The sequence below is a fragment of the Sphingomonas sp. DMC8 genome, from assembly GCF_056314185.1.
In genome coordinates this window covers 1-12,100 of sequence record NZ_JBQUYV010000010.1, presented here as the reverse complement: position 1 = coordinate 12,100, position 12,100 = coordinate 1, and the positions used below count along the sequence as shown (strand labels likewise).

12 protein-coding genes and 2 pseudogenes are annotated in these 12,100 nt (G+C 66.5%); 8 read left to right on the top strand and 6 right to left on the bottom strand.

The features are described from left to right. Position 1 precedes the first annotated feature (1 nt). Both ACT53K_RS17580 and nhaA read left to right on the top strand, forming a co-directional pair. The gene (locus ACT53K_RS17580) at positions 2-1,597 is read left to right on the top strand and encodes a lysine--tRNA ligase (RefSeq protein WP_476230027.1); all 1,596 of its coding nucleotides are present in this window, start codon (positions 2-4) and stop codon (positions 1,595-1,597) included. A 225-nt stretch (positions 1,598-1,822) separates the two neighbouring features. Then, complete coding sequence (gene nhaA, locus ACT53K_RS17575; RefSeq protein WP_476230026.1) at positions 1,823-3,046, top strand: Na+/H+ antiporter NhaA; 1,224 nt, start codon at positions 1,823-1,825, stop codon at positions 3,044-3,046. Positions 3,047-3,061: 15 nt separating this feature from the next. Here nhaA and msrA read toward each other — a convergent pair whose 3' ends face one another. From msrA to pabB, 3 genes are read right to left on the bottom strand one after another with little or no spacing between them, the layout of a single operon-like run. Further along, complete coding sequence (gene msrA, locus ACT53K_RS17570; protein ID WP_476230025.1) at positions 3,062-3,733, bottom strand: peptide-methionine (S)-S-oxide reductase MsrA; 672 nt, start codon at positions 3,731-3,733, stop codon at positions 3,062-3,064. A gap of 49 nt (positions 3,734-3,782) precedes the next feature. Next, entirely contained in the window at positions 3,783-4,982 is a 1,200-nt protein-coding gene (locus tag ACT53K_RS17565; protein WP_476230024.1) for a pyridoxal phosphate-dependent aminotransferase, read from the bottom strand. 34 nt (positions 4,983-5,016) lie between these two features. Beyond that, entirely contained in the window at positions 5,017-6,780 is a 1,764-nt protein-coding gene (gene pabB / locus ACT53K_RS17560; protein ID WP_476230023.1) for an aminodeoxychorismate synthase component I, read from the bottom strand. A gap of 80 nt (positions 6,781-6,860) precedes the next feature. Between pabB and ACT53K_RS17555 the strand changes: the two genes are divergently transcribed. Further along, positions 6,861-7,544, top strand: a complete 684-nt coding sequence (locus ACT53K_RS17555) for an MBL fold metallo-hydrolase (protein ID WP_476230022.1) — start codon at positions 6,861-6,863, stop codon at positions 7,542-7,544. Positions 7,545-7,546: 2 nt separating this feature from the next. Here the strand turns inward: ACT53K_RS17555 and ACT53K_RS17550 are convergent, their stop codons facing one another. Further along, positions 7,547-7,948, bottom strand: coding sequence for an MAPEG family protein (locus ACT53K_RS17550; RefSeq protein WP_476230020.1), 402 nt, complete (start codon positions 7,946-7,948; stop codon positions 7,547-7,549). A 209-nt stretch (positions 7,949-8,157) separates the two neighbouring features. Here ACT53K_RS17550 and rpmF point away from each other — a divergent pair, with 209 nt between their 5' ends. The 5 genes from rpmF (at position 8,158) to ACT53K_RS17525 (ending at position 11,161) form a co-directional block, all read left to right on the top strand. Next, positions 8,158-8,337: a 50S ribosomal protein L32 gene (gene rpmF / locus ACT53K_RS17545; protein WP_476230019.1), complete on the top strand. Its 180-nt coding sequence runs from the start codon at positions 8,158-8,160 to the stop codon at positions 8,335-8,337. 29 nt (positions 8,338-8,366) lie between these two features. Next, entirely contained in the window at positions 8,367-9,398 is a 1,032-nt protein-coding gene (plsX, locus tag ACT53K_RS17540; protein WP_476230017.1) for a phosphate acyltransferase PlsX, read from the top strand. 22 nt (positions 9,399-9,420) lie between these two features. Next, the gene (locus tag ACT53K_RS17535; RefSeq protein ID WP_476230015.1) at positions 9,421-10,392 is read left to right on the top strand and encodes a beta-ketoacyl-ACP synthase III; all 972 of its coding nucleotides are present in this window, start codon (positions 9,421-9,423) and stop codon (positions 10,390-10,392) included. A 132-nt stretch (positions 10,393-10,524) separates the two neighbouring features. Further along, positions 10,525-10,824 carry an integration host factor subunit alpha gene (locus ACT53K_RS17530; RefSeq protein ID WP_476230014.1) on the top strand — a complete coding sequence of 100 codons (300 nt, stop codon included), beginning with the start codon at positions 10,525-10,527 and terminating at the stop codon, positions 10,822-10,824. 7 nt (positions 10,825-10,831) lie between these two features. After that, positions 10,832-11,161, top strand: coding sequence for a MerR family transcriptional regulator (locus ACT53K_RS17525; RefSeq protein ID WP_476230013.1), 330 nt, complete (start codon positions 10,832-10,834; stop codon positions 11,159-11,161). Positions 11,162-11,202: 41 nt separating this feature from the next. Here the strand turns inward: ACT53K_RS17525 and ACT53K_RS17520 are convergent. Beyond that, positions 11,203-11,505: pseudogene (locus ACT53K_RS17520) on the bottom strand (transposase); the annotation flags it as partial. Positions 11,506-11,716: 211 nt separating this feature from the next. After that, positions 11,717-12,100: pseudogene (locus tag ACT53K_RS17515) on the bottom strand (transposase); the annotation flags it as partial.

The window sequence follows — 12,100 nt, the reverse complement described above, 5'->3', positions numbered from 1 at the left end:
CATGAGCAACATTACACCCGAACTCCGCGCCGCTGCGCACGTCTCCAAGGCCTGGCCCTATGAAGAGGCGCGCAAGCTGCTGAAACGCTACCCGCAGATCGAACAGGGTGGCGCGCCGGAGAAAGGCCATGTGCTGTTCGAAACCGGCTATGGCCCCTCGGGCCTGCCGCATATCGGCACGTTCAACGAAGTGCTGCGCACCACCATGGTCCGCCGCGCGTTCGAGAGCCTGTGCGACGTGCCGACCCGCCTGCTCGCGTTCAGCGACGATATGGACGGGCTGCGCAAGGTGCCGGACAATGTGCCGAACCAGGCGATGCTGCGCGAACATATCGGCAAGCCGCTGACCCGCATTCCCGATCCGTTCGAGAAGTATGAGAGCTTCGCGCACCACAACAACGCGATGCTGCGCGAATTTCTCGACCGCTTCGGCTTCGACTATGAATTCGCGTCCTCGACCGACTATTACACCAGCGGCCGGTTCGACGACGCGCTGAAGGGCGTGCTGCGCCATTACCAGGGCATCATGGACGTGATGCTGCCGACGCTCCGCGCCGAGCGGCAGGCGACCTATTCGCCGGTGCTGCCGGTCAGCCCGAAGTCGGGCATCGTGCTGCAGGTGCCGGTCGAAGTGGTCGACGCCGAGGCGGGCCTGATCGCCTTCGAGGATGAAGGCGAGCGGATCGTGCAGTCGGTACTGGGCGGCAAGGCCAAGCTTCAGTGGAAGGTCGACTGGGCGATGCGCTGGGTCGCGCTGGATGTCGATTACGAGATGGCCGGGAAGGATCTGATCGATTCGGTCACCCAGTCGGGCAAGATCGCCCGCGTGCTCGGCGGCCGCCCGCCCGAGGGCTTCAACTATGAGATGTTCCTCGACGAAAAGGGCGAGAAGATCTCCAAGTCGAAGGGCAATGGCCTGAGCCTCGAGCAATGGCTGACCTATGGCCCCGAAGAGAGCATCGCCTTTTATGCCTATCGCGAGCCGAAAAAGGCCAAGCAGCTCCATCTGGGCGTGATCCCGCGCGCGATCGACGAATATTGGCAGTTCCGCGGCAATTATGCGGGCCAGCCGATCGAGCAAAAGCTGGGCAACCCGGTCCACCATATCCACAATGGCGAGCCGCCGGCGGAAACGCTGCCCGTCACCTTCGGGCTGCTGCTCAACCTGGTCGGGGTGATGGGCGAGGCGACCAAGGAACAGGTCTGGGGCTATCTGGCCAATTATGTGCCCGAAGCGACGCCCGAAACCTATCCGGCGCTCGACCGGCTGATCGGCTATGCGCTGGCCTATGCCCGCGACTTCGTGGCGCCGACGCTGAAGAAGCGGGCACCCGAAGGCGTGGAAGTGGCGGCGCTGCAGCGGCTCGACGCCGAGCTGGCGAGCATGGCGGCGGACACGCCGGCGGAAGCGATCCAGGACGCGATCTACGAAATCGGCAAGACCGGCGGGTTCGATAATCTGCGCGACTGGTTCAAAGCGCTCTACGAAACGCTGCTGGGATCGGAACAGGGGCCGCGCATGGGCAGTTTCATCGCGCTCTACGGCATCGAGAACAGCCGGAAACTGATAGCCGAGGCGCTGGCGCGGGCGGCCTGACTCGTTCCTCCCACTGGCGGGGGAGGATAGACGAGGCCGCGAACGATTGATTCCCCTCCCTGCAAGGGAGGGGTCAGGGGTGGGTCCGCCGCCGTCAGGCAGCGGGATTCGCTCTCGACCGAGGGAAAGTCTTTTGAGGCGCGCAGACGCGCGCACCCACCCCCGGCCCCTCCCTTGCAGGGAGGGGTGTAAAAGGGGCTACACCAAACCGGGAGGAGCCGACCCATGCGACGCCGTATCCGCCATATCCGCTCGGCGACGCGGGCCTTCCTCCATGGCGAGGCGTCGGGCGGTATCGTCCTGATCGTCGCGGCGGCGCTGGCACTGCTGGCCGCGAACCTGTCGGCCACGGCCGAGCCCTATTTCCACCTGCTCCACCTGGAAACCGGCCCGGTGATCGCCCCGCGCCACGGGCCGATGACGGTACATCTGTGGATCAATGACGGGCTGATGGCGATCTTCTTCCTGCTCGTCGGGCTGGAGATAAAGCGCGAGTTCCTCGACGGGCGACTGGCGAGCTGGGAACGACGGCGCCTGCCGGTGATCGCGGCGGCGGCGGGGATGCTGGCACCGGCGATCCTGTTCCTGGCCGTAGCCGGCACCCGGCCGGAACTGCGTCAGGGATGGGCAATCCCGGCTGCCACCGACATCGCTTTTGCCGTAGGCGTGCTGGCGCTGCTCGGCACCCGCGCACCGCCGGCACTGAAGCTGTTCCTCACTGCCGTCGCCATTGTCGACGATATGGGCGCAGTCGCGATCATCGCGCTCGCCTATACCAGCGGACTCGAAACGCTGGCGCTGGGCCTCGCCGCGCTGGTGCTGGTGGCGATGTATCTGCTCAACAAGAGCGGCGTGCGGCGGCTGACGCCCTATCTGCTGCTCGGCCTGCTATTGTGGCTGTTCGTGTTCCGCTCGGGCGTCCACGCCACCATCGCCGGCGTGCTGACGGCCATGATGATCCCGATCACGCCCTCTCCCGCCGCGCCCGACGATGTCACCTCGCCGCTCCACCGGCTGGAACATGCGCTGCATCCCTGGACGGCGTTCCTGATCGTGCCGCTGTTCGGCTTTGCCAATGCCGGTGTCGCGCTGGGTGGCCTGTCCCCGGCGATACTACTCGAACCGCTGCCACTGGGCGTGGCGCTCGGTCTGTTCCTTGGCAAGCAGCTCGGCATTTTCGGCAGTGTCTGGGCGGCCGTGAAGCTGGGACTGGCGAAACGCCCCGGCAATGCCGGCTGGGTGCAGATTTACGGCGTGTCGCTGCTCGCGGGCATCGGCTTCACGATGAGCCTGTTCATCGGCGGCCTCGCCTTTCCGGGGGACGCATTGCTGGTCGACGAAGTGAAGATCGGCGTGCTGGTCGGGTCGATCCTGTCGGCGGCGCTCGGCTATGCGGTGCTGCGCTGGGGGCCCGGCGCGCGGGAGAAACGCCCGACGGCGCTCGCGTAAAATTGCCCCCGCCCGTCAGTTCGCCAGTTGCGGAAACGCTGCGCGGAAGGCGGCGACCTTTGGCTTGTCCCAGTGGACGATATAGGGATGGGTCGGGTTGCGGCGGTAGAAATCCTGATGATAGGCCTCGGCCGGATAGAAGCCGCCGGTTTCGATCCGCGTGACGATCGGCCGGGGAAACGCCTTCGCGCGGCCGAGCTGGGCGATATAGGCGGCGGCCACGCGGCGCTGGGCCGCATCTTGCGGGAATATCGCCGAGCGATAGCTGGGACCGCGATCCGGCCCTTGGCGGTTCAGCTCGGTCGGGTCGTGCGCCACCGAGAAATAGACGCGCAACAGCGTGCCATAACTGACGCGGGCGGGATCATAGACGATCTTCACTGCCTCGGCATGGCCGGTGCGTTCGGTCGACACCTGATCATAGGTGGCCGTGTTCGCGGTGCCGCCGGCATAGCCGCTGGTGACGGACTGCACGCCCTTCACCTGGCGGAACACCGCCTCCATGCCCCAGAAGCAGCCGCCTGCCAGCACCGCCACCTGTCGCCCGCCCGTCTTGGGCAGATCGAGCGTCGGGGCGGGGATCGCGACGGCCCGTTCGGCGGGGGCGCCGCCGGCGGCGAGCAACAAGAGCGCACCGCCGGCAAAGCCGGTGAGGAGCAGCGGGAGCCTGGGAGTCTTGCGCAGCATAGACCCCTTATACGCGCGAATCCGCCTTCAGGTTACCCCCTACCGAAGGTCAGCGCAGGGCGGCGCAGGCCGTCTGGATGCGCGTGCAGGCCTCGCGCAGCAGCGCTTCCGAGGTCGCATAGCTGATCCGCATCGCCGGCGAGAGGCCGAACGCCGCGCCGTGCACCGCCGCCACGCGCGCCTCGTCGAGGAAATAGCCGATCATGTCCTCGTCATTGGTGATCGTCTTGCCCTTGGGCGTGGTCTTGCCGATCAGCGCGCTGAACTCGGGATAGACATAGAAAGCACCTTCCGGCGTCGGGCAGGTCATGCCGTCGATGGCGTTCAGCATGCCGACCACCAGATCGCGGCGCGTCTGGAATGCCGCGGCACGATCCTTGAGGAAGCTCTGGTCGCCGGTCAGCGCCGCCACCGCAGCGGCCTGCGCGATCGAGCAGGGGTTCGAGGTCGACTGCGACTGCAGTTTGGCAATCGCCTTGATCAGCGGCGCCGGGCCGCCGGCGAAGCCAATCCGCCAGCCGGTCATCGCATAGGCCTTGGAGCAGCCGTTGACGGTCAGCGTGCGGTCATAGAGCGACGGGCACACCTGCGCGATGGTCGCGAATTCGAAGCCGTCGTACAGGATATGCTCGTACATATCGTCGGCGAACACCCAGACATGCGGGTGGCGCTCGATCACTTCGCCCAGCGCCTTCAGCTCGGCGGCCGAATAGGCGGCGCCGGTCGGGTTGGACGGCGAGTTGAGGATCACCCACTTGGTCCTGGGCGTGATCGCCGCTTCGAGCTGTGCGGGCGTGATCTTGTAATTCTGGTCGGCACCGGCGGCGATGAACACCGGCGTGCCGCCCGCGAACTGCACCACGTCAGGATAGCTGACCCAATAAGGCGCCGGCACGATCACTTCATCGCCCGCACCCACCGTCGCGACGATCGCGTTGAACAGCGTGTGCTTGCCGCCCACGTTCACGGTGATCTGCTGGGGCGTATAGTCCAGCCCGTTGTCGCGCTTGAACTTCAGCGCAATTGCGTCCTTCAGCTCGGCCGTGCCGTCGACATTGGTGTATTTGGTCTTGCCGTCGCGGATCGCCTGGATCGCGGCTTCCTTGACGAAATCGGGCGTGTCGAAATCGGGCTCGCCCGCGCCCAGGCCGATCACGTCGACACCGGCACGCTTCAGCTCGAACACGCGGCTGGTCATGGCAAGCGTGGCGGAGGGCTGGATGCGCTGGAGCGCGGCGGAAGTCTGCATGGGTCGGGCGCCTTTTCCGGGAAAGATGCGGCGCCTATAGGTCCGCTTCGGCGCTTTCCGCAACTGGTACTGCTGCAACCAGTCCGCGCAGTGCATTGCCGACGAAGAATCCGCCTGCCAGATCGCCGGGGCGGAGATCGCCCTCCACCGCGCGGCCGGTCGCCAGCAGCTCGGCCCGCAACACGCCGGGCAGCAGCCCGCGCGACAGCGGCGGCGTCACCAGCACGCCGTTCCGCTCGACGAACACCGAGGTGAAGCTGCCTTCGGTCACAAAGCCTTCGGCATCGGTGAACACCACTTCCCATGTTCCCGCCGCGGCGCGCGGCGCATCGTAGAGCGCGCGGCGCGTGGTCTTGTGCGCCAGGCGGAAGTCGTCTCGCGCAACTTGATGGCGCACCACTCGCACCGGCACCGGCGCGTCGGGCGCATCGGGCAGCGGCGCGACGCCGATCGCAATGCCGCCCCGCGGCCCCGCCACCAGCCGCACCCGCGCCGGCGCGCGTAGCCGGAAGGTCGCCGCCTGCAATTCGTTGCGCGCGCCGTGCCGATCGAAGGGAAAGCCCAGCGCCTGCGCGCTTGCCTTGATCCGCTCGAGATGGCGTTCGAGTAACAGGATGCCCGCCTCGGGATCGAAGCGCATTGTCTCTATGAGGTCGAAGCCGCGTTCGCCTGCGGTCACGAACGCGCCCTTGGCGAGGCATTCGCGCCATTCCGCATCGGGGTCCGAATCGGCGACGACGCCCGAGCCGAGCCCCAGCGAGGCGGCGCCGTCCGCATCGATTTCGAGCGTCCGGATCGCCACGTTGAATTGCGCATTGCCATTGGCATCCAGCCTCCCGATCGCACCGGTATAGGCGGCGCGCGGGCCGGATTCGACTGTTTCGATCACCTGCATCGCGCGAATCTTGGGCGCGCCTGTCACCGATCCGCAGGGGAACAGCGCCGCCAGCGCATCGACCGCATCCCGGTCAGGCGCCAGCACGGCCGTGACGGTCGATGTCATCTGGTGCACGGTCGGATAGGTTTCCACCTCGAACAACGCGGGCACGGCGACGCTGCCGGGGCGGGCGACACTGCCCAGATCGTTGCGCATCAGGTCGACGATCATCAGATTTTCGGCGCGTTGCTTGGCGTCGGCCTGCAGCGCTGCGGCAAGCGCGCGGTCTTCGCCCGGGTCGACGCCGCGCGGCGCGGTGCCCTTCATCGGCCGCGCCGTCAGCCGCCCGTCCTCCAGCGCAAAGAACAGCTCGGGCGAAAGACTGAGCAGCCAGCGCGCGCCGGTCGCGACCAGCGCGCCATAGCCGGCCTGCGCCCGCCCGCGCAGCAGCGCATAGAGCGCCGCCGGATGGCCCGCGACCGGCACCGTCGCGCGAAAGGTAAGGTTCGCCTGATAGATGTCGCCGGCGCGGATATAGTCGAGCACCTGGGCGATCGCCGCGTCATAGTCGGCGCGCGCCACAGCCGGGTGCGGCGCGCCGGCCCAGGCGCCTGCGGGATCGGGCAGCAAGCCTGTCACATCCTCGACCGGCCGATAGCCGCGGAACAGCCCGAACCATAAGAGCGGCCCCGCATCGGCACGCGCCGGAACATGCGGCGCGAGCGCGGCGCCCGCTTCATAAGCAAGGTATCCCGCCGCATCGAGGCCCTCGGCCGCCGCCGCACGCAAGCGGTCGAGCGCCGGCGCCACCTCTTCCAGCCGTTCCGCCGTCACGATTGCCACCGGGTCGACATAAAGCCGCGCCGGCCCCGCACGGGCACGCGCATCATCGAGCAGCACGAAGGGCGGCGACAACAGCATCAGCCGCCCGGAATGCAACCCTGCGCGTCGATCGGCAAGCCCGTGTTGCCGCAAGCCCCGGCGATCACTAGGTCGGCACCATGTCGACCCCGTCCGCAAACCCCACCGATACCCCGCTGCGCGCAGCCATCGTGCCGGTCACGCCGCTCCAGCAGAATTGCACGCTGTTGTGGTGCACGAAAACGATGCGCGGCGCCTTTGTCGACCCGGGCGGCGACCTGCCCCGGCTGAAGGCGGCCGCCGCCCAGCACGGCGTGACGATCGAGAAGCTGCTGATCACCCATGGCCATATCGATCATTGCGGCGGCGCCGCCGAATTCGCGCGCGAACTTGGCGTGCCGATCGAAGGCCCGCACGAGGCCGATCGTTTCTGGATCGCCCAGCTGGAGGATGACGGACGCCGCTATGGCATCCGCGGCGCCCCCTTCGAGCCGGCGCGCTGGCTGGTACAGGGCGATCAGGTGACGGTGGGCGAACTGGTGCTCGATGTCCATCACTGCCCCGGGCACACGCCGGGCCATGTCGTGTTCCACCACGCCCCCTCGAAGCTGGCGATCGTCGGCGACGTGCTGTTCCAGGGATCGATCGGCCGCACCGACTTTCCGCTGGGCAACCACCAGGATCTGCTCGATTCGATCACGGGCCGGCTCTGGCCGCTGGGGGACGACACCGTATTCGTCCCCGGGCACGGCCAGCCGAGCAATTTCGGCCACGAACGCAGGACAAACCCCTTCGTGGCCGATTCGGTGCTGGCGCGCGCCTGAACTCAGTGCAGCGGGTTCATGCCCATGCGCCCGAGCCAGACGGCATAGCCCGCCAGCACGATCATCGTGCCGAAGGTGAGCATGATGCCGGCCTGACGCGCGCGCAGCATGCCGTCCATGCCGAACGGGTGCAGCACCCGGCCGAGCAGGAACAGCGACGACACGATCCACAGGAACAGGCTAGTGCCCTTGGCCAGCTCGATCAGGCCGATCAGGATGAGCGCGATCGGCGTATATTCGGCGAAATTGAGCTGCGCGCGCATCCGCGCGGTGAGGCGCGGGCTGCCGCCGTCGCCCACCAGCACCTTGTCGGCGAATCGCAGCTGGATGACGCGAATCGCCAGCCACAGGTTGATCAGCGCAGCAGCGCCCGCGCTCGTCAGCGTAACCGGCAGGTAAAACATCAGGCCGTCCCCCTCTCCGTCCAGGTGATAGCGCCCAGTGCCAGTTGCGGCTTGCGCTTGCAACGCGAAGAAGAATCGCTATACGCGCGGGCTCGCTTCGTGACCTGCCTGCTGGTCCGGCAAGCGGCCGGCCTAGCCGTCGCTTGCCCTGAAAGACCTGTGGGCGTATCGCGACTTTATTGATTCAGTAGCTTATTGAAGGTGCCTAGATGGCCGTTCCGAAGAGAAAGACCTCGCCGTCGCGGCGTGGCATGCGCCGGTCGCACGATGCGCTCACCGTCGAGGCATTCCAGGAATGCCCGAACTGCGGCGAGCTGAAGCGCCCGCACAATCTGTGCAATGCCTGCGGCCATTATAACGGCCGCGAGATCGTTTCGGTCGAGGGCTGAGCCACGGTCCGCAACGGGGGGTTGCCGGCATGACCATTCCCTCGCGAATCGCCGTCGATGCGATGGGCGGTGATGAGGGAATTGCTGTCATGCTGGCCGGAGCCGCGCGTGCGCGCCGCCGCTTCGACGGGATGGAATTCATCCTGGTCGGCGATGAAGCACGGATTCGCGAAGGCCTGAAGGCGCATCCCAATCTGGCAGCCGCATCGGAGATCGTCCATGCGGAAGGCGTGGTTGCGGCCGATGCAAAGCCCAGCCAGGCGATCCGTCGCGCCAAGACGACCTCGATGGGCATTGCCATCGATCAGGTAAAGCAGGGCCGCGCCGGCGCTGCCGTTTCCTCCGGCAATACCGGCGCCTTGATGGCGATGGCGAAGCTGGCGCTGCGAACGATGCCCGGCATCGACCGGCCGGCGCTTGCCGCGCTGATGCCCTCGCTGGGCGCCAACGACACGGTGATGCTCGACCTCGGTGCCAATACCGAAGTCGACGAGCGCAATCTGGTGCAGTTCGCCGTGATGGGTGCCGCCTATGCCCGCACCGCGCTGGACCTGGATCGCCCGCGCGTGGCGCTGCTCAACATCGGCACCGAAGAGATGAAGGGCACCGACAGCATCCGCGATGCTGCCGCCCGGCTCCGCGCCGCCAGCCATCTGCCGCTGGAATTCACCGGCTTCATCGAAGGCAACCGCCTGTCGCGCGGCGATGTCGACGTGATCGTGTGCGACGGCTTTTCGGGCAATATCGCGCTCAAGACCGCCGAGGGCACCGCCCGTTTCGTCGCCGATCTGCTGCGCCGCGCCTTCCAGAGCTCGATCCGTTCGAAGATCGGCTTCCTCATCTCGCGCCCGGCGACCGAATTGCTGCGCCATCATCTCGACCCCAACAACCATAATGGCGCCGTGTTTCTGGGGCTGAACGGCATTGTCGTGAAGAGCCATGGCGGCGCCAACGAAATCGGCGTCGATACCGCGATCGGCTTCGCGGCGAAGATGGTACGCGACGATCTCACCCGGCGGATCGCCGAGGATCTGGGTAATTTCGAGGCCAAGGCCGCTTGAGCAACGATAAGGAAGGCGTCGCATGACCGTGCGTTCGGTGATCATCGGCACGGGATCGGCACTGCCGGCGCGCCGCGTCAGCAATGCAGAGCTGGCCGCGCAGGTCGACACCTCGGACGAATGGATTGTCGAGCGCACCGGCATCCGCTTCCGCCACATTGCCGGCGCCGAAGAGACGACCGGCACGCTGGCCGCAGATGCGGCGCGTGCCGCAATCGCCGCCGCCGGGATCGCTGCGGCGGACATCGACCTGATCGTGCTGGCCACCGCCACGCCCGACCAGACCTTTCCCGCCACCGCCACCCGCGTGCAGAACGCACTGGGCATTCTCGATTGCGTGGCGTTCGACGTCGCCGCCGTCTGCTCGGGCTTTCTCTATGCGGTGCAGGTCGCCGATTCGATGCTGCGCGCCGGCGTCCATCGCCGCGCGCTGGTGATCGGCGCCGAAACCTTCAGCCGCATCCTCGACTGGGAAGACCGCACCACCTGCGTGCTGTTCGGCGACGGCGCCGGCGCGATCGTGCTCGAGGCGCAGGACAGCCCCGACGATGCGGCGCGCGGCATCCTGACCACCAAGCTCCACGCCGACGGGCGGTATAACGACCTGCTCTATGTCGATGGCGGCCCCTCCACCACCGGCACGGTCGGCAAGCTCCGGATGAAGGGGCGCGAGGTGTTCCGCCACGCGGTCGTCAATCTGGCATCGGTAATGGAAGAAGCGCTGGCCGCCGCCGGGCTCGATTCGAGCGCCGTCGACTGGGTGGTGCCGCACCAGGCCAATGCGCGGATTCTCGACGCGACTGCGCGCAAGCTCAATCTCGCGCCAGAAAAGGTCATCGTCACCGTCGATCAGCACGCCAATACATCGGCAGCATCGGTGCCGCTGGCGCTCGATGCCGCGGTTCGCGATGGCCGGATCCGGCGCGGCGACTTGCTGGTACTGGAGGCAATGGGCGGCGGATTTACCTGGGGCGCCGCCGTCGTCCGGTTCTGAGACGGCCGGTCATGACCGACCTACGTGTTTTTCCAGTATTTGTCTGTATCGTTGCTGCGGCACAATAGGTGCGCTTGCTACAGCAAAACGATCTGGTAGATTCGCGCATCGGACATGAAAGGAAATTGCGAGATGACCGCTGCCGGAACGTTAACGCGCGCTGATTTGGCTGAATCGCTGCATCGCGAAGTAGGTCTTTCCCGCGCCGACGCGGCGCGCTTGGTCGAACAGATCCTCCAGCATATGTGCGAAGCACTTGCCCGCGGCGAGAATGTGAAGATTTCCGGCTTCGGCAGCTTCATTCTGCGCGACAAGGGCGAGCGTATCGGCCGCAATCCCAAGACCGGCGTCGAAGTGCCGATTGCACCGCGCCGCGTTCTCACCTTCCGTGCCAGCCAGATGATGCGCGATCGCATCGTCGCTGCGGGCTGATAGCATCGTGCCGGCGACCGAGAAGGCCGCTGGCGCTTTGCGCACTATTGGCGAATTGGCCGAAGAGATCGGCCGCCCCCAGCACATCCTGCGTTATTGGGAGACGCGGTTTCCGCAGCTGAAACCGCTCACCCGCGCGGGCAACCGGCGCTATTATCGCCCGGACGATGTCGCGCTGGTCCGCCGCATCCACCATCTGCTGAGCAACGAAGGCTATACGATCCGCGGCGTCCAGCGCCTGCTGGCCGCGGAGAAGGCCGCGCGCGGCCGTGGCCGGGCGAGCGAGTTGCAGGCGATCCGCGATTCGCTGGCCGAGGCACTGGCCGCCGACGGCTGACACCAAGGTGGATGGGTGGCGACGCATCCCGCTTCCCTCCGTCATTCCGGCGGAAGCCGGGATGTGGACTCACATTCGAAGTGCAACGGATGTTGCGCCCATGCCTCGGCGGGTGTTCTGAAGTCGAGGCATTTGCGGGGCGTGTTGTTGTATCTGGCGGCGATGGCGGCGAACTGATCGGCGCCGAGGTCGTCGAGATTGGTTCTGCGCGGCAGGTAGCGTCGCAGGCGTCCGATAGCGTTTTCGACGCCGCCCTTTTGCCAAGGGGGATGTGGGTCGCAGAAGAAGGTTCGGATGCCGATCTGCTCGGCGAGCCTGTAATGTTCGGCAAATTCGGTGCCGTCCTATGTCAGGAAGCAGCGCCGGGTTTTGGCCAGCAGATATCCATGCGCCGACAACCATCGGCGCGGCATGCAATCTGAGCCAGATGGCTCCCACCGTCAACGGGATCGCTCCCTGCCATAGCAAACACAGGATCCAGCAGCGCCGAAGCGGCCGTGGTCCCCACCATCCTTAAAACGAGATACGCACCCAGGTGGAAGGCCCGAACATTATCTACAGGGTCGCTCGACGAGCGCCCTCACGGCACTTGCAGAGAGGGGTCCTTCCACCTGACATCCGACCGTTCGAGGAACGGCCGGTACTCTGTCCCCGTCTTGACGACGGCGTGAGCCACACGCGCCATCTTGGCGGTGAGCGCCGTCATCGCCTTGCGGCGACGGTCGGCGTCGTCCGCGTGCCCGGCAGTGTACCGTCCGAGCTTGTCGCGGAAGCTGTTGTCGCGCTGACGCGCGGCGACCTGAGCAGCCATCCAGAAGGTCCGGCGCAGGCGCGCGTTGCCGTACTTGGACAGCTTGGTGCAGCCGCGGAACGTGCCTGACTGACACGTTGCGAGATCGAGACCGCAGAACTTCAGGAACTGACGATGATGCTTGAAGC